The 16,634-nt window shown below is 36.9% G+C and carries 17 protein-coding genes and 1 tRNA gene; 15 read left to right on the forward strand and 3 right to left on the reverse strand.

Going from position 1 to position 16,634, the window contains the following annotated elements; translation table 11 throughout:
* The first annotated feature begins 30 nt into the window (after positions 1-30).
* From OL234_RS02320 to OL234_RS02355, 8 genes are all read left to right on the forward strand, one after another.
* A complete protein-coding gene (locus OL234_RS02320) occupies positions 31-2,754 on the forward strand; it encodes a sigma-54-dependent transcriptional regulator (RefSeq protein ID WP_275469568.1) in 2,724 nt (907 codons plus the stop codon).
* 172 nt (positions 2,755-2,926) lie between these two features.
* A complete protein-coding gene (locus tag OL234_RS02325) occupies positions 2,927-3,244 on the forward strand; it encodes a PTS sugar transporter subunit IIB (protein ID WP_275469569.1) in 318 nt (105 codons plus the stop codon).
* Positions 3,245-3,289: 45 nt separating this feature from the next.
* On the forward strand, positions 3,290-3,607 hold the full coding sequence (locus tag OL234_RS02330; RefSeq protein ID WP_275469570.1) for a PTS lactose/cellobiose transporter subunit IIA: 318 nt from the start codon (positions 3,290-3,292) through the stop codon (positions 3,605-3,607).
* Between the two features lie 114 nt (positions 3,608-3,721).
* Entirely contained in the window at positions 3,722-5,164 is a 1,443-nt protein-coding gene (locus OL234_RS02335) for a PTS sugar transporter subunit IIC (RefSeq protein ID WP_275469571.1), read from the forward strand.
* Positions 5,165-5,262: 98 nt separating this feature from the next.
* Positions 5,263-5,484, forward strand: a complete 222-nt coding sequence (locus tag OL234_RS02340; RefSeq protein WP_275469572.1) for a hypothetical protein — start codon at positions 5,263-5,265, stop codon at positions 5,482-5,484.
* Between the two features lie 30 nt (positions 5,485-5,514).
* The gene (locus OL234_RS02345; RefSeq protein ID WP_275469573.1) at positions 5,515-5,712 is read left to right on the forward strand and encodes a DUF3188 domain-containing protein; all 198 of its coding nucleotides are present in this window, start codon (positions 5,515-5,517) and stop codon (positions 5,710-5,712) included.
* Between the two features lies 1 nt (position 5,713).
* Positions 5,714-6,127: a DUF3284 domain-containing protein gene (locus OL234_RS02350; protein ID WP_275469574.1), complete on the forward strand. Its 414-nt coding sequence runs from the start codon at positions 5,714-5,716 to the stop codon at positions 6,125-6,127.
* Between the two features lie 88 nt (positions 6,128-6,215).
* Positions 6,216-6,289, forward strand: a tRNA-Arg gene (locus tag OL234_RS02355).
* Positions 6,290-6,397: 108 nt separating this feature from the next.
* Here OL234_RS02355 and OL234_RS02360 read toward each other — a convergent pair.
* Entirely contained in the window at positions 6,398-7,636 is a 1,239-nt protein-coding gene (locus OL234_RS02360) for an aminopeptidase (RefSeq protein WP_275469575.1), read from the reverse strand.
* A 340-nt stretch (positions 7,637-7,976) separates the two neighbouring features.
* On the opposite strand from OL234_RS02360, the gene OL234_RS02365 reads away from it, so the two are divergent.
* Positions 7,977-8,555, forward strand: coding sequence for a TetR/AcrR family transcriptional regulator (locus OL234_RS02365; protein WP_275469576.1), 579 nt, complete (start codon positions 7,977-7,979; stop codon positions 8,553-8,555).
* A gap of 32 nt (positions 8,556-8,587) precedes the next feature.
* Here OL234_RS02365 and OL234_RS02370 read toward each other — a convergent pair whose 3' ends face one another.
* Complete coding sequence (locus tag OL234_RS02370) at positions 8,588-9,028, reverse strand: flavodoxin (RefSeq protein WP_275469577.1); 441 nt, start codon at positions 9,026-9,028, stop codon at positions 8,588-8,590.
* 198 nt (positions 9,029-9,226) lie between these two features.
* Between OL234_RS02370 and map the strand changes: the two genes are divergently transcribed.
* Positions 9,227-9,982, forward strand: a complete 756-nt coding sequence (map, locus tag OL234_RS02375) for a type I methionyl aminopeptidase (protein WP_275469578.1) — start codon at positions 9,227-9,229, stop codon at positions 9,980-9,982.
* 57 nt (positions 9,983-10,039) lie between these two features.
* Positions 10,040-10,975 carry a YihY/virulence factor BrkB family protein gene (locus OL234_RS02380; RefSeq protein ID WP_275469579.1) on the forward strand — a complete coding sequence of 312 codons (936 nt, stop codon included), beginning with the start codon at positions 10,040-10,042 and terminating at the stop codon, positions 10,973-10,975.
* Here OL234_RS02380 and OL234_RS02385 read toward each other — a convergent pair.
* A complete protein-coding gene (locus OL234_RS02385) occupies positions 10,972-12,114 on the reverse strand; it encodes a glycosyltransferase family 4 protein (RefSeq protein WP_275469580.1) in 1,143 nt (380 codons plus the stop codon). The genes OL234_RS02380 and OL234_RS02385 overlap by 4 nt on opposite strands.
* A 179-nt stretch (positions 12,115-12,293) precedes the next feature.
* Between OL234_RS02385 and OL234_RS02390 the strand changes: the two genes are divergently transcribed.
* The 4 genes from OL234_RS02390 to OL234_RS02405 all read left to right on the forward strand — a co-directional run bounded on the left by OL234_RS02390 (position 12,294) and on the right by OL234_RS02405 (position 16,620).
* Positions 12,294-13,391: an LCP family protein gene (locus OL234_RS02390; RefSeq protein ID WP_275469581.1), complete on the forward strand. Its 1,098-nt coding sequence runs from the start codon at positions 12,294-12,296 to the stop codon at positions 13,389-13,391.
* A gap of 209 nt (positions 13,392-13,600) precedes the next feature.
* A complete protein-coding gene (locus OL234_RS02395; RefSeq protein WP_275470097.1) occupies positions 13,601-14,668 on the forward strand; it encodes an ABC transporter ATP-binding protein in 1,068 nt (355 codons plus the stop codon).
* Between the two features lie 23 nt (positions 14,669-14,691).
* A complete protein-coding gene (locus tag OL234_RS02400; RefSeq protein ID WP_275469582.1) occupies positions 14,692-15,873 on the forward strand; it encodes a CDP-glycerol glycerophosphotransferase family protein in 1,182 nt (393 codons plus the stop codon).
* Between the two features lie 12 nt (positions 15,874-15,885).
* Positions 15,886-16,620, forward strand: coding sequence for a WecB/TagA/CpsF family glycosyltransferase (locus tag OL234_RS02405; RefSeq protein ID WP_275469583.1), 735 nt, complete (start codon positions 15,886-15,888; stop codon positions 16,618-16,620).
* Positions 16,621-16,634 lie beyond the last annotated feature (14 nt).

Raw genomic sequence — 16,634 nt, forward strand, 5'->3', positions numbered from 1 at the left:
CCTGATTAAATACGGAGGTTGAAATAGTCGATGTCTAATAGAAAAGAGCAAATTATTAAACTGTTAGAAAAACACCCAAAGGGTTTGGCAGCTGCTGAAGTAGCGGAAGAGATGTCTTTGGATCGAACTAATGTTAGCCGGTATTTGAATGACTTGGCCAAGGAAGAACGTGTTTTACGTTCTTCTGGAAGACCAGTCATTTTTACCTTAACAGGGGAAATGACAGATAAAGAAGGGCTACTTAAAGAAGGAAATAGGAGTGAGTCTTTTGAGGTCAGTTTTGATAACTTAGTGGGAGCAAAAGACTCATTAAAAATGGTAATCCAACAAGCAAAAGCCGCTATTTTATACCCGCCTCGCGGCTTACATACGATTATTTTTGGCCAAACAGGGACAGGTAAGTCGTTGTTTGCTGAATGTATGTATCGTTTTGCGATTACTTCTGAATCTTTAGAAAAAGGCGCCCCCTTTGTCTCTTTTAACTGTGCTGATTACGCTCAAAACCCCCAACTTTTATTCGCTCATATTTTTGGTGTGAAAAAAGGCGCTTATACTGGAGCAAATGAAGACCGAGAGGGGCTAATGGCAAAGGCTAATGGCGGGATTTTATTTTTAGATGAGATTCATCGTCTGCCTCCAGAAGGCCAGGAAATGTTATTTACCTTTATTGATAAAGGCGTTTATCGTCCCTTAGGCGAAAGTACTAAAACTTATGAAGCCTCTGTCCAAATTATTGGAGCGACAACTGAGTCTTCTGCAACCTTTTTAAGTACCTTTACTCGTCGTATACCTATGTCTGTGACGTTACCTAGTTTAAAAGATCGGACGATTGATGAGCGTTATGAGATCGTGACACGCTTTATTAAAGAGGAAGCGAATCGCTTAAAGCAACGCATTATTGTGGAGCGAGATGTCGTGCTGGCTTATATGTTATATAATGCAGAAGGCAATATTGGGCAAGTTAAACGTGATTTGAAGCTTGTCTGTGCCAAAGCTTTTTTGCATTATCGTACCCATGAAGAAGAACATTTAACCATTAGACAACAAGAATTACCTTTAAATGTTCAAAAAGGTTTGTTGAAAATTAAAGAGTTACCAGAGAGAATTGATCGTTTCATTGACAAAAATAGTCACTACTTAACCTTTGATCCAGGCGCTAAAGATGTGGTTTGGTCACTTGATCCAGCACGGGATATGGCTGTTTACAATGCTATTGAAGAGCGTGTCTCTAATTTATCTCAAAGTTCTGATTTGGATAATACCGATCTAGCAGAGTTGATTGAATTGGATGTGGACAAATATTTTGAAACCTATGTCGATGAATTGGCACGCAACGATGTTCATCGTGAGCTGATTTCAGATGAGTTATGGGATCTGACTGATCGCTTATATGATATTGCGGAAGAACGTCTTGAACGTAGTTATAATCAAAAAGCTAGGTTTACCTTTGCTCTGCACCTACAAGGCACGTTAGAACGAATTAGAAAAGAGCGTAGTATCATTCATCCTAACCTTAATGAAATCAGAATTAATTACAAAAAAGAATTTCAAATAGCCCTAGATCTATCATCTTTAATAGAAGAAGAGTTTGCTATTGAGATTCCTTTTGATGAAATTGGCTTTATTACAATGTTCTTGTCTTTAGATATTAGTGAGCGTCAGTCTGCTCCTGAAAGCCAAGTTTCGGTTGTTGTTTTGATGCATGGCAAGTCAACTGCTTCCAGTATGTTAGAAGCAGTGCAAGAGTTGTTAGGAACAGAAACAGGTCACGCTTTTAATATGCCACTTACGATGGAAGTTCAAGACATGTATGACGAATTGAAAAATTATGTACTGGCTCATCGTGATGAGATGACTAGTGGCATGTTATTACTAACGGATATGGGTTCTTTAAATACTTTTGGAAATATGATTTTTGAAGAAACGGGTGTCAGAACAAAAGCAATTTCCATGGTTAGTACTATGATTGTACTTGAAGCTGTAAGGATGGCGAGTATTGGACGAAGCTTGGAAGATATTTATCAAAATATTCAGATGTCTTTAGAAAATATTGTGAGAAATGAATTTAGACCCCCTAGAGATTTACAAAAAGCGATTATTGTGACGTGCTTTACAGGAGAAGGTGTGGCTAAAAAGTTGTATGAACGAATAGTGCCGGTCGTAAATACTCAGGTAGTTGAAATTATTCAATTACAATTTTTAGAGCGAGAATCCTTTAAACAGCATATTGATGAGTTAATCAAAGAATATGAAATTATGGCAATTGTTGGGACTGTGGAGATTGAATATCAAAATATTCCTTTCTTTACAGCTTTTGATATTTTTGATAATGATAAGTTAAATATCTTAAAACGCATTGTAGCAGAAGAAGTCCCTATGGAGCAGATGGTCTCATCTTTAGAAGGAACAATTAGGAGTGTCCCATCAGTTGAAGAATTACTAACGGTGCTCCAAAAAATGGTGAGCCAAATCCAAACGGATTTAAAAATTGTAGTTGAACCAGGAGTGGACGCAGGAATGCTGATTCACTTGGCTTTTTTAGTTGAAGCATTAAAAACGAAGCAAGAACCGCGTAAGTTTCCAGATATTGAAGAGTTTAAAGCGAGTCATCGAATTGAAATGACCACTGTCCGTTCTAATTTAATGGCACTAGAGAAACAATATGATTTACTTTTACCGGAAAGCGAGATAGCTTATCTTACTCAGATGATGATTGAAAATCGGATTGACAAAGAGTTTATAAATACACACTAAAGGTAGTGTGTAAGGTTATAATCTTTAGTGTAAAGGTTATATTGTATGTTTATATAAGGAACGTAAAGCTTGATGCGACGCTATTATATTTTAAAAAAACCGTGCCATAAAAGTTGGCACGGTTTTTGCATTATATATAAGTGTAAAAACAAATCGAAGGAGTGACGATAAAATGTCAAAAAAAACAATTATGTTAGTATGTTCAGCAGGAATGAGTACAAGTTTATTGGTAACTAAGATGCAAAAAGCAGCAGAAGAGCAAGGGTTAGAAACAGATATCTTTGCAGTGTCAGCCTCAGATGCCGATCCAAGCTTAGCAAATAAAGACGTTGATGTTTTATTATTAGGACCTCAAGTTCGTTTTATGAAAGCACAATTCGAGAAAAAATTAGAACCAATGGGTATTCCATGTGCAGTAATTGAAATGAAAGATTACGGTATGATGAACGGGGAAAACGTTCTTAAAGCAGCTTTAGAATTAATGAACTAAAAATAAGGATGACAAACATTTTCAAATGTTGTAGGAGGAATTTTCATGGATGAAGCAAATTTAGAATCAATTATGGGTTTAATTATGAACGCAGGAAATGCTAAAAGTGACGCAATGGAAGCGATTCAAGCAGCTAAAGAAGGCAAGTTTGAAGAAGCTGCTGAAAAAATCAAGAGTGCAGAAGCATCGTTAGTAGAAGCGCATCATTCACAAACAGGACTTTTAACTAAAGAAGCTCAAGGGGATCATATGACAGTCACATTATTAACAGTTCATAGCCAAGACCACTTGATGACAGCCATTGCTTTCACTGATCTAGCAAAAGAAATTATTGAATTACACCAAAAAATGTCAGAAAACTAGATAATTCTGAACGGCCAAGTAGTCTAAACTATTTGGTCGTAACCTATTGATAGGGGTTTCAAACTTCTAATAGAAGTTTTTAATTAAATTTTATTTTACAGGAGGTAGGAAATAATGAACGCATTAACAGCGTGGTTAGAGAAGTATATTTTACCAATCGCAACAAAAATGGGCTCACAAAAACACTTAGTTGCCCTAAGAGATGCCTTTATCGGAACAATGCCAGCTACAATGGCAGGTTCGATTGCCGTAATGATTAACGCCATTATTCGTGATTTACCAGCACAATTTATTGAAGGATATGACGGTGCATCGATTCCAGTCATTAGAGAAATCATTGCCGTTAACGGCTTTGTATGGAATGGTACAATTGCCATTGCCGGTCTAGTTTTCGCCTTTTCATGGGGGTATAACTTAGCAAAAGCTTATAATGTTAACAACTTAGCAGGGGGGATTGTCTCACTTGCTGCTTTGATCCAAGGTATTAGTTTTGGACCAAGCGAAACAGCAGACTTAGGTATGAAAGTACCTGCTAACATTGCCACAGCCATTACTGATTCAGGAATTGGCGCAACAGTGACACCAGGAGGCGAGTTAAGTGTTGGATTATGGGGTTGGTTAAACCTTAATCACTTAAACGGAAATGCCTTCTTTACAGCTATGATTATTGGTGCTGTATCTGTTATTATCTTTGCGAAATTAATGCAAAAAAATATTACAATTAAATTACCAGAATCAGTTCCACCGGCAGTATCAAATGCCTTTGCAGCAATTATTCCAGCAACAGCAGCGTTGTATATCATCGCTATTTTTAACTTCGCCTTTGGTGAAATGACAGGTATGTTATTTATTGATTGGGTACAAGAAACAATTGCTAAACCATTGATGGGATTCTCTCAAGGTTTAGGTGCCGTTTTAGTTATTCAATTAGCTATTCAAATTTTCTGGTTCTTCGGAATCCATGGAACAAATGTTATGGCGCCAGTTTTAGAAGGTATCTTCGGACAAGCGCAATTAATTAATATTGATGTTTTCCAAAAAGGATACGATGGTTTAACAGGTACGAAAGCTGTTCTTGCAGCGATTGAAGACGGAAAAGCTTATATGTGGGTACGTGGATCATTTGACGCTTACTCAATGTTTGGTGGGTCAGGTGGTACGATTACCTTAATTCTTGCCATCTTAATTTTCTCTAAACGTGCTGATTACTTAACAATGGGTAAATTAGCCTTAGGACCTGGTATTTTCAATATCAACGAGCCGATCATGTTTGGTCTACCAATCGTTTTAAATGCGATTATGTTTATTCCATTCATCGTGGCACCAGTCGTTGCCACAGCGATTGGTTACTTAGCAACTTCATGGGGCTTAGTAGCACCAGTATCACAAGCAGTAACATGGGTAGTCCCACCAGTCTTATTATCATTCTTGGCAACAGGAGCTGACTGGAGAGCACCACTTGTTACAATCGTATGTATGCTTGTAACATTTGCAATTTGGGCACCATTCGTTATTGCAGCGAACAAGATGGACCCTTCATTAGAAGAAAACAACTAAAAAATAATTAACATTGATTGCCAGAAAAGAGTTACTGACGCTTCCAAAGAGGTGGAAGTAACTCTTTTCCCGTAGTTGATGCAAAGGAGAGTATTAAGATGATTGAAGTAATGGCACCAGTACAACAAGATAAAATTATTGAATTAATTGATGGTTTAGATAAAGAGGGCGTGACTTTTTCTTACGTCGAGAAAAAAGGCATGAAGATGTATTTTGACACAAATGCAGAAGATGTTGCAGCGGCAGCTAAAACACTAAAAGCAGAAGTTAAAGCGCAACCTTGGGGTTCTGTGTTATACTTCCAAGTAGCAGCGGTTTAAGAATAAGTAAAGAGATTGGACGGGGTAATCATGAATAAAGGCGGCTTATTTTTATGTAGTATCGGCTTATTAATTATTATGTTTAGTGCAAATCAAAATACAGGAACGTATAACATACTGAACTTAATTACAGGTTCGACACTCTTAATTGTAGGTGTGATCTTATATGTTCGTGCTAATAAAAGTCAAAAAAAGAATAAGAAATCAAAGAAAAAAGAGGTGAGGTAGAATGCAAATCGTAAAAAAATTAAATGTGCCAGCACCATTTTTATATGATAAAATCATTGATTCTGTGTTATTTGATATTCGCAAGCAAACGGGAAAATCAGTGACACGTAAACAACTAAATAACTATGAATATGTCAAAGAATTTTCAAAGACTAGTCGTGCTAAAATTAAGATTGAAAAACATATTGAAAATGAGGCATATCATTTTAGAACTTCTACTACTCGCAATGATTTCTTGGTAAAATATGACATTCGTCCACTTGATGATAAGAGTTGTGAAGTCGTGTATGAAGAAGAGATGAAATCTTTTGGTGTGATGCAGAAAATGAATGATGTAGTGGTTGGACTATTAGTTGGTTTTTTGAAGAAACGTCAGTTTAAAAAAATGCTTGAAATGATTGAAACTTCTTACTAAAAAAGTCTCCTATTAGGAGACTTTTTTATGTCTCAATGACTAGACAAAAGGAGTTAAGCATGCGAAAATAAAAGTAGGAATCACTTTAGTTTCTGTAGCTCAGTAGGATAGAGCGATCGCCTCCTAAGCGATAGGTCGCTGGTTCGATCCCAGTCAGAAACGTTTTTAAGAGAAGGTCTTTGTTGAAGTAACTAAGATAGTCGTAGGCACACTTTTAAAAGCGATAAGAAAAAAAGAAGTCCCTCCAAAGAGGAACTTCTTTTTTTGTAGTTAAGCCCAGTCACCATTTCGGAATAAAGGAACTCTTGAGCCGTCATGACGAATACCGTCAATAGCCATTTTATCTGAACCAATCATAAAATCAACATGAGTGGTACTTTGATTTAATCCAGCGGCGAGTAAGTCCTCTTGAGACATCTCAGTCCCACCTTTAATATTAAAGGCATAAGCAGAACCTAGAGCCACATGGTTTGAGGCATTTTCGTCAAATAAGGTATTGAAGAAAGTGATGCCTGATTGTGAAATTGGTGAAGGGTCTGGCACTAAAGCGACTTCACCAAGACGACTAGCCCCTTCATCCGTTGCGATTAATTTTTTCAAGACATCTTCGCCTTTTTCTGCAGAACAGTCAACGACTTTCCCATCTTTAAAAGTAAAGGTCATCCCCGTAATAGTAGTGCCAGCATAACTTAAAGGTTTGGTACTGGTTACCACACCGTCTACGCGTTGACAATCCGGTGCAGTGAACACTTCTTCCGTCGGCATGTTTGCCATAAATTTTTCACCACGAGCATTGGTACTGCCAGCACCTTCCCAATGATGGTTTTTAGGTAAGCCGATTATCAAGTCAGTCCCGGGTGCAGTATAGTGTAAGGCATCAAACTGTTCAGCATTCAATTCATTGGCCTTAGCCCATAATTTTTCATCATGTTCGGCCCAAGCCTTAGTTGGATCTGCTTGGTCGATACGAGTTGTTTTAAAGATTTGTTCCCAAAGTGCGGCAACTTGTTCCTCAGTTTTTTTCAAATGAGGAAAAACTTTAGCCGCCCAAGCGCTACCAGCAGCAGCAACAACCGTCCAACTAATTTTATTGGCTTGTGAGGCCTCTCTTAGAGGAGCCATGGCTTTTCCAGTAGCAGTTTGGTAAGAGGCAACACGATCTGGATTAGTTCCAGCTAAAGCATCAGGGTCTCTTGAAACAACACTAATGCGGCTAGCCCCTTGGTCGACCCAGGCTTGCATTTCTTCAACTTTGTAAGCCGGTACCGTATTGATAATTTCATCTGCAGCGTGTAAAAAAAATTCTTTTTGGATATGATCATCTTGCCATTGAACAATGACTTGTTTAGCACCTAGTGCATAAGCTTCCTTTACAATAAGACGAGCAAGTTCTGCTTGTTCGACATCAATGGCTAAAACAACAGTCTGTCCTTCTTGAACATTGACGCCTGTTTCTACAATTAATTTAGCGTATTTTTTCATATTTTCTTTGATACTTAGTTGTGTCATTTTATTTCCCCCTAAATAACAATTAAAGACAGGCTAACGTCTATCTCTTTGGAGCATATCATAGCATAAAGTTAACACTGTCTCAATTAATAGAGTATAGAGTAAGGAATAGTGATATAAATAAACAGCAAAAGGTTATAGCCTTGGTCATTCCCAGAAATAGTGATAGCGTGTAAAATAATTACAAAATAACTACCTTTTTTAATGGATAAAACCATGCTACAATGTTACCAGAATGATAAACAGATGTTATTCATTGGACGATTTACCGTATCTGTTTTTTTAGCAATAGATCTGACGATTACAAAAATCACCACCTGTTGAAAGAGGGGAGCTATGTATGGCTAGAAAAAAAACAATTACAAAAGAACAAATTTTAGATGCTACGTATGATATCATTATGACTGAGGGGTTTGCTGGTTTTACAGCAAGAAATATCGCCACTAAAATGAAATGTTCGACGCAACCAATATACCTAGAATTTAAGAACATGAATGATTTGAAAATAGAGCTATTTAAAAAAATTGAAGAGTATTTATACGAAAAAGTTTTTGATAAAGTGGTGACAGGACATCCTTTTATCGATACTAACCTTAATTATATTCATTTTGCTTGCGAGCAAAGTACACTATATCGTGCCCTTTATTTAGAGGGGCATTCAGGCAATGATATTTTAAATCAATTTAGTAGGAAAGTTTTTATGGAGGGGATGGAAAAAGAACCCTCACTTCAGAATTTATCTGAGGGGCAAAAAGAAGCGGTTTTTTCTGGTACATGGATTGTGGCTACTGGGATTGCTACTTTATCAGTGGGATCCCTCATCCAACCAACGGATGAAGAGATTATGAAACTATTAAATGATGTCATTAAAAGTGTAGTGGCGAATGATTTCAATCAAATTTTGACTTATGTTATCTAAAAAAAGATGAGACCTGATGGTCTCATCTTTTTTTAATTTGAACTTGCGATTTCTTTAGCAAAGGCCTCTAACTTGATAATATCTTCTTCTTCAGCGGCTAAGTCTATTTTCACAGAGTTAGCCCCTTTAGTTGCGCCTGCTTTAACAAAAGCTTCTTCAAAATCATCAACTGATTTGCAGTAAAATTCGTAGAAAGTATCACCTGATCCTACTACACCGAATTTTTTACCAGCTAAGTTGACTTCTTGCAATTCTTCGTAAAAATCAACGATTTCATCAGGTAAATCGCCCTCACCATAAGTATAGGTTGCTACGATACAAATATCAGCCTCAGCAAAGTCTTCAGCCTCTACTTGGGTACATTCTTCTTGTTCCACTTCGATATCTAAGTTTTCTAAGGCTTCAGCCACGATGTCTGCGATTTCTTCAGTGTTACCAGTTAAACTTGCATAAACAATTTTTGCTAATGTCATGATGTTTTTCCTCCCAAACAGTATTGGTTAAATTATAACAGAAAAAATCAGTTTTGAAACTAGCTCTAAGGTGATTTTCTTCCGATATTTGGCGTAACTCTCTCTATATGATAAAATATAATGTGCTAAAACTAATTATTCTTAATTAGTTAGTGACAAAGAATAAAGGTTAGAGAAGCGAAAGGGAGAGTAAAAAGAATGATAACAATCAAATCAGCACGAGAAATTGAAAAAATGGCAGAGTCAGGAGCATTACTTGCTGACGTACACCACCAATTAAGAACGTTTATTAAACCAGGTGTGACGAGCTGGGATATTGAAAAATTTGTCCATGAGTACATTGTGAAAAATGGCGGAATTCCTGCTCAAATCGGCTTTGAAGGATACGAATATGCCACGTGTTGCAGTATTAATGATGAAATCTGTCATGGGTTTCCAAGAAAAGAAAAATTAAAATCAGGTGATTTGATTAAGGTTGATATGTGTATTGATTTAAACGGTGCGATGTCAGATTCATGTTGGTCATACGTTGTTGGTGAGTCAACACCAGAGATTGACAAGCTAATGGAAGTGACTAAAAAGGCAATGTATTTAGGGATTGAACAAGCACAAGTCGGTAACCGAATTGGTGATATTGGTCACGCTATTGAGACTTATGTTGAAGGTGAAAACTTAGGCGTTGTTCGCGATTTTATTGGCCATGGTATTGGTCCAACGATTCATGAAGAACCAATGGTTCCTCATTATGGCGAAGCCGGTAAAGGATTACGTTTAAAAGAAGGCATGGTTATCACGATTGAACCGATGGTTAATACCGGTACTTGGAAAATGAAGATGGATGATAATGGTTGGACTGCTCGTACAAAAGATGGTGGCTTGAGCTGTCAATATGAGCACACTATTGCAATTACAAAAGAAGGCCCTCAAATTTTAACGTCTCAAGGAGATCAATAATTTACAAACTGTAAATTACTGTGAGGTTGTTGAGTTGTAGGTGTTATAAGGAGCATTATGAGTTTATTAAATAAGGTTGTTAAAAATGAACGACAGCGTTTGTTCATTCAAACAAGTATGAATCGATTTAAAAGTGCTGAAATTGGACCATCAGCAGCGGCAATAGCTTATTATTTGTTATTGTCATTGTTTCCGTTGTTGATTGCAATTGGCAATATGTTGCCATATTTAAATATGGATCCTGATAAAATTTTGCCTTATATCGAATCAATGGTGCCACCTAATATCTTTAGTATGTTAAAAGGGACAATTCGTAGTTTATTAAGTAGTTCAAGTGGTGGTTTGTTGTCGGTATCAGCTATTGCAACTTTATGGGCGAGTAGTCGTAGTATTAACGCCTTGCAAAATTCGTTAAATAAGGTTTTTGGTGTGGAACGCCGGGCAAATATGTTTTTAACACGAATTTTTTCTTTTGGAGTTATTTCATTATTTATGTTGACCGTGATGATTTTAGCGGTTGTTTTCAGTTTTGGACAGGCTGTGTTAGACTACATTTTACCACTTTTAAATGTATCAAATAGTGTGGTATTAGATATTACTGATTTATTTGGAACGTTGAAATGGCCTGTAACAGTAGCAATGTTATTTTTAACAATGTGTTTGATTTACAGTGCCTTACCAAATGCTCGTGTTAGTTGGCGCTCAGTTGTGCCAGGCGCTATTTTAACCACAATCGGTTGGATGGTACTCACACAATTTTTTGGTTTATATACAAAGTACTTTTCAAGTAGTTTGGTGAGTTACGGTATTATTGGTGGGTTTGTGGTGTTTATGCTATGGCTTGATTTTGCCGCAACCCTGATTTTATTAGGTGGTGTGATTAATGCAATTTGTGAGGAGTTTATTCACGGAACAATTGAGACACGCCAAAGTAAGTTTCAAAAAGTTATGCTAAAGTGGCGTAGAAAAACAAATAAAAAGCAGAAAGATTAATCTTTCTGCTTTTTATTTGTTTTTTTTTCATGGTATTCATGAATCGTTTTATCACGAAAGGCTTTATTTCCAATAAATTTTAGAATATTCATAAGTGGTTGGCGCTCACTACCAGTTAATCCGATTAACTCAACAAAGAGTTGCAAGCCAAAGATGACGGCAATCGTCATGATGATATTAGCAAGTGTGCTAGAAAAGATGTAGAGAATAGCGATAAAAGAAAAAATTAAGGCTAGGCAATAAATCATCAAAACAGCACCACGGTGGGTAAACCCAATTGAAAGCAAACGGTGATGTAAGTGCATATGATCAGCACTAGAGATCGGTTGTTTGTTGAGCCAACGTCGAATAATCGCAAAAATAGTATCGGTAATAGGGACTCCAAGAATAACTAAAGGAATAATCAAGGAAACCAAAGTGGCATTTTTGAGACCTTGTAAGGATAAGGTTGAAATCATAAAACCTAAAAATAAGGCTCCGGTATCACCAAGATAAATCTTTGCAGGGTGAAAATTGTAAGGTAAAAAGCCACCAATACAAGCCACAAGTAGAAAAATCATAATTGGCACTTGTATTAAAACAGCTGCAGGTGATAAGTAACCAACAAGTCCGATCGCAGTCAATGCGATAATGGACACACCGGAAGCCAGACCGTCTAAGCCGTCAATCAAGTTAATCGCATTTGTTAATGCGACAATCCAAATAATAGTGAAAGGTAAGCTTAGAAAACCTAAGTTGATATGGGCAAAAGAAAAGATATTGACTGTGTCCATACGAATATCAGCGATAAAATAGGCTGCTAAGGCTGCTAAGACAATCCCGAATAATTTTTGTTTAGGTGATAGTTCATAAATGTCATCTAAGAGACCAGTTATAACGACAATGCCACTAACTAAGATCATTTTTAAGGCAAACTTAAAAGGGATCACATCAGGGAAGATAAGCAGAGACGCTAGACAAAAAATTAGATAAATCCCTAATCCACCAGCGGAGGGCATAGAGACTTTGTTTAAGCGTCGCTCATTTGGCACGTCTACTGCGTTTAATTTACAAGATAATCTTTTTATTAAGGGAGTCACTGAATAACTAATAATAGCCGTTACGATCAAACGTAAAATTAAGCTATAAATGAAACTCATATGTTCTACCTACTTTCATAATCCTTTTTCATTATACAGCAGAAAGGAACGACTGCCAACTCTAATTCTTTAAACTTTAGAAGTTATGGAAATCTTAAATTATTAAAAGCTAGTTTGAGAAACAAGTCACTTATGCTATAATAAATTGATTAATTACAGTATATAAAGGAAGCACATAAATGACAAAAGAAAATAAAAATGAAAAAAGTGTCAGAGGTACTCGTCTTACAGCAATGAAGCGCGAAGCAAAAGGCCGTTATGTGAAGTGGGGCAAGCTTGTCATTATTTTAGCCTTAGCTGCTATTTTAGGTGTATTACTGTATGGCGTGAAATTATTAAATGATACGGACAATTTTTTAAATGAGGCCTATCAACCAGTAAAAAGAGAAACGTCGATAAATGACAACATAGATCCAATAAAGGACCCCATTGCTATTTTGATTTTGGGGATTGATAATAATGATGAACGTAATTTAGAATCAACGCGAACAGATGCGATGTTATTAGCTACTGTCAGTCCTGTAACCAAAGAAATTAATTTGGTAAGTATTCCACGAGATACCTATACTAAAATTAAGTCACCAGAATTTTTAGGGATGGATAAGATCAATGCGGCTTATGCTTATGGTGAGATTGAATCAACCATGGATGCCGTTGAAAACTTGATGAACGTGCCAATTAATTACTATATTACCGTTGATTTTAAAGCTTTTGAAGATATTGTCGATGCTTTTGATGGTGTGGAAGTTGATGTTCCATTTAATTTTGTTGAGCAAAATGCTAAATCAGAATTTACTGTTAAGTTGAAAAAAGGCAAGCATACCTTAGATGGGGAGCAAGCCTTGGCGTTCGCAAGAACCCGTAAGATTGACAATGATGTTATGCGAGGAAGTCGTCAACAAGAAATTATGCAAGCTGTTTTGAAAAAAGCGATGAGTGCCGGTTCAATTACTAAATTTGAAGAGGTTATGCGTGCCTTATCTGGCCATTTTTGGACAGATATGGATATGGGGACAATGTTAAAAATTGTCCAATCAGGTTTGGCAACTGATTATGATTTTGAGTCTTATATTTTCTCATGGATGAGTTTTGATTACTATGGTGTCAGCATGGTCGGTTTACATGATGATAGTCTCGAGTACATTAGCCATAAGATGCGTGTGTCACTTGGTTTAGATAAACCAGATAAACGTGACAAAAAAGGCTATAAGTTAAAAACTGATGGTGAGGTTTCACCAAGGACTTTCCCAAATGATGGTATGGCAGTTATTAATTAAACTTGCAAGAAAGGGCAATTGTATAACAGCAATTGTCCTTTTTACTATTATATTTTGAAGGAAAGTAAGGAAAAGATTAAGTAACTATCATAATTTTGAAAAAGATAGAGGAATAGTGTAAAATTCTAATGAGTCTTAACAAAATCATGATACAAAAATAAGTAAGGTGGCGTAAGCAAGTGACAACAGATAAAAATGTAAAAGTTCGGATGCAGATGATTACTAAAGAGTATGATTTGTATAAAAAGAAGTCAGATAAAGTCAAAGCTCTTTTTAAATTTTCAGACGCAGATATCCCACATTTTTGGGCGTTAAAAGGGGTCGACATGGAAGTTTATGCTGGTGAATCAATTGGTTTGATTGGGATTAATGGTTCTGGAAAATCGACATTATCTAATATTTTAGCAGGTATTATTCCACAAACAACGGGTCAGTTAGAAATAAATGGTGAAACCTCTATCATCGCTATTGGAGCAGGCTTAAAAGGACAGTTGACTGGCTTAGAAAATATTCGTTTGAAGTGTTTGATGTCTGGCTTAACGAATGCCGAAGTGGATGATATTCAAGAAGATATTATCGCCTTTGCTGATTTGGGTGCGTTTATTGACCAGCCTGTTAAAAATTATTCGAGTGGGATGAAATCACGTTTAGGCTTTGCCGTAGCAGTCCATAATAATCCTGATATCCTAATCATAGATGAGGCATTGTCCGTTGGAGATGATACCTTTTACCAAAAATGTGTGGAGCGAATCGAGCAATTTAAAGCAGAAGGGAAAACAATCTTCTTCGTGAGCCATTCTTTAGGGCAAATTGAAAAGCTTTGTAATCGAGTGTTGTGGATGCATTATGGTGAAGTAAAAATGTTTGATGAAACAGCTAAAGTCGTGTCAGAATATAAAGAGTTCACTGCTTGGTTTAGAAAACAATCAGCAGAAGATAAAAAAAGCTATCAACAAGGCTTTAAAGACCAACAAACCGCTTTTAATGAAGAAGAGTTGGCGAAAAAGGTTGACGAAAAAAATCAAGACCCAGAGGTAATCAAAGGACCTCCAATCGGTAAGATGTCACTGCTGACAAAATGGAGCTTGGTGCTGATGTTAGTAGCCATTGTCTTTTTATCTGCAGTTAATTTAAATGGTCGTGCTCTAACAGAAATCATCAAACAGCCAGGTTTGTTATTTGAAAAACCTAAGCCAATTAAACCTGCCGTCCCAATCAAAGCAAACAAAACGAAAGCAGCGGAACTTTCACAACATATTATATATGAGTTGATTTAATGATAAATTGAGAGGCTATTATAATGAAAGTTAAAGAGTACATCGTACAAGAATTAAAAAAAGGTTATATGGGGTTTGTGAGACTTGCTTCAAGTAAAGCAGTCGCACAAGGAACGAGTGATGAAATTGCTTATTTGATGAGTTTTCCTGGCAATGATCAAGGTTTCTTAAAAACATTGAACAAGGCTTTTCCAGAGCGAAAGGTAGTTATTTATTATACGGAGGCTTGTCGCTTAGAAGCTGAAGGACTGTCTGATGTTGGTTTTGTCATTGAATCACTTGCAGCATCAGTTGATTTTTTCAAAAAAGTGATCCCTCGTCTGGCTAGTTCAGCCTTGATTCTGTGTGATAATTATTTTGCTTTTTTAGGTGAGTTGACCTTACCTAAGACGACCCAAGTTATTCAACTTTGGCATGCCAATGGGGCTGTCAAACGTTTTGGTTGGGGGGATCCTAAGACAAGTCAGCGAACTTTAGAAGACCAACAACGTTTTCAGAAGGTTTACAACCGTTTTGACCGAATTGTGGTCAGTTCAGATCGGATGGCTCAAATCTTCAAAGCTAGCTTTCACTTAGCTGAAAAGCGCATGTTAAAAATAGGCTCGCCTAGAATCGACAATTATTTTAAGGAAGATTACCGTGAGAAAGCTATTGCAAAGTTTCAACAGCAATTTCCAGAAGCACGTGATAAAAAAGTCATACTATATGCCCCAACTTATCGTGATGCTCCACTTGAGGAGCCGGTCTGGTGGAAATGGTTACGACGTTTAGATGAAGAGACAGTATTAATTTATAAACGTCACCCCCATTTGGAGGCTCAAATTGCGACAAGTGAGTTGACGGACAATCCCCGTGTGATGACAGATATGCGCGGCTTGAATTTACAAGAACTATTAATTTCCGTTGATTGTTTGATAGGAGATTATACCTCAATTCCCTTTGAGTATTCTCTGGCTAATCCAGAAGGACAGTTAGTTTTTTATTGTCCAGATATTGCTAATTATCACAAAAGTGTTGGGTTACAAGAAGACTTTGTCAAGTGGTCCAACGAGGCTTGTGCGACTAACTTGGAAGAATTATTAGAATTAATTAATCGTCAAGAAAGTGTCTCTTTAGACACTATCAATGAGGTTTGGAATCAGTATAATGATGGTCAAGCAACCGAACGTTTGCTGAGTTATTTAAAAGAAGAAGCTTTAGGTTAAAGGAGGCTTGTGATGAAAACAGAATATATTTTAGGAATTCCTGTTGATGTCATCACCCTATCAGACATAATGGCAGAACTTCCAAAACGTTTAGCTGGACAAGAGAAGACGCTTTATCTGAGTATTAACCCTCAAATTGCGCTACATGCCTCAAACTACCCCGAGGTAATGTCATTAATCGAAACAGCCAGTCATAGAATCCCAGACGGTATTGGTATGGTCAAAGCCTCGCAACAACAATGTGGGGCAATCAAAGAGCGGGTGACAGGGATTGAGCTGATGTATCAATTACTTGAATATGCTGATGAAAAGAGTGACAGTCTCTTTCTATATGGAGCCAAACCAGAAGTTATTGCTGATACGGTCAAGGTTATTGGAAATGACTATCCTAATATCAAGATAGCCGGTTGGATTGATGGGTATACTGACTTGAGCGAAGAGGAAATTGTAGAGAGTATCAATCAAGTCAAGCCGACCTTCGTATTTGTTGCTTTAGGTTTTCCTAGACAAGAACAATGGCTAGCACGTCACTATCAGGCGATAGAGGCGCGGGTTTTTCAAGATGTGGGAGGAAGTTTTGATGTCATTAGTGGTCATGTCAAACGCTCGCCGAATATTTTTATTAAATTACATCTTGAGTGGTTATATCGCTCATTAAGTAATCCGAAAAGAATGTATCGTTTACTAGAAGTGCCACTATTTATGTACCGCTCTAAAAAATGGTATCAAAAAAATAAAAAACATTAGTTTAGTATAAATAG

Source organism: Vagococcus intermedius (assembly GCF_029144185.1).
Classification (GTDB): domain Bacteria; phylum Bacillota; class Bacilli; order Lactobacillales; family Vagococcaceae; genus Vagococcus_D; species Vagococcus_D intermedius.

Coding starts and splice junctions, on each gene's coding strand:
- OL234_RS02320 (WP_275469568.1), top strand. CDS start 31: ATGTCTAATAGAAAAGAGCAAATTATTAAACTGTTAGAAAAACACCCA.
- OL234_RS02325 (WP_275469569.1), top strand. CDS start 2,927: ATGTCAAAAAAAACAATTATGTTAGTATGTTCAGCAGGAATGAGTACA.
- OL234_RS02330 (WP_275469570.1), top strand. CDS start 3,290: ATGGATGAAGCAAATTTAGAATCAATTATGGGTTTAATTATGAACGCA.
- OL234_RS02335 (WP_275469571.1), top strand. CDS start 3,722: ATGAACGCATTAACAGCGTGGTTAGAGAAGTATATTTTACCAATCGCA.
- OL234_RS02340 (WP_275469572.1), top strand. CDS start 5,263: ATGATTGAAGTAATGGCACCAGTACAACAAGATAAAATTATTGAATTA.
- OL234_RS02345 (WP_275469573.1), top strand. CDS start 5,515: ATGAATAAAGGCGGCTTATTTTTATGTAGTATCGGCTTATTAATTATT.
- OL234_RS02350 (WP_275469574.1), top strand. CDS start 5,714: ATGCAAATCGTAAAAAAATTAAATGTGCCAGCACCATTTTTATATGAT.
- OL234_RS02360 (WP_275469575.1), bottom strand. CDS start 7,636: ATGACACAACTAAGTATCAAAGAAAATATGAAAAAATACGCTAAATTA.
- OL234_RS02365 (WP_275469576.1), top strand. CDS start 7,977: ATGGCTAGAAAAAAAACAATTACAAAAGAACAAATTTTAGATGCTACG.
- OL234_RS02370 (WP_275469577.1), bottom strand. CDS start 9,028: ATGACATTAGCAAAAATTGTTTATGCAAGTTTAACTGGTAACACTGAA.
- map (WP_275469578.1), top strand. CDS start 9,227: ATGATAACAATCAAATCAGCACGAGAAATTGAAAAAATGGCAGAGTCA.
- OL234_RS02380 (WP_275469579.1), top strand. CDS start 10,040: ATGAGTTTATTAAATAAGGTTGTTAAAAATGAACGACAGCGTTTGTTC.
- OL234_RS02385 (WP_275469580.1), bottom strand. CDS start 12,114: ATGAGTTTCATTTATAGCTTAATTTTACGTTTGATCGTAACGGCTATT.
- OL234_RS02390 (WP_275469581.1), top strand. CDS start 12,294: ATGACAAAAGAAAATAAAAATGAAAAAAGTGTCAGAGGTACTCGTCTT.
- OL234_RS02395 (WP_275470097.1), top strand. CDS start 13,601: ATGCAGATGATTACTAAAGAGTATGATTTGTATAAAAAGAAGTCAGAT.
- OL234_RS02400 (WP_275469582.1), top strand. CDS start 14,692: ATGAAAGTTAAAGAGTACATCGTACAAGAATTAAAAAAAGGTTATATG.
- OL234_RS02405 (WP_275469583.1), top strand. CDS start 15,886: ATGAAAACAGAATATATTTTAGGAATTCCTGTTGATGTCATCACCCTA.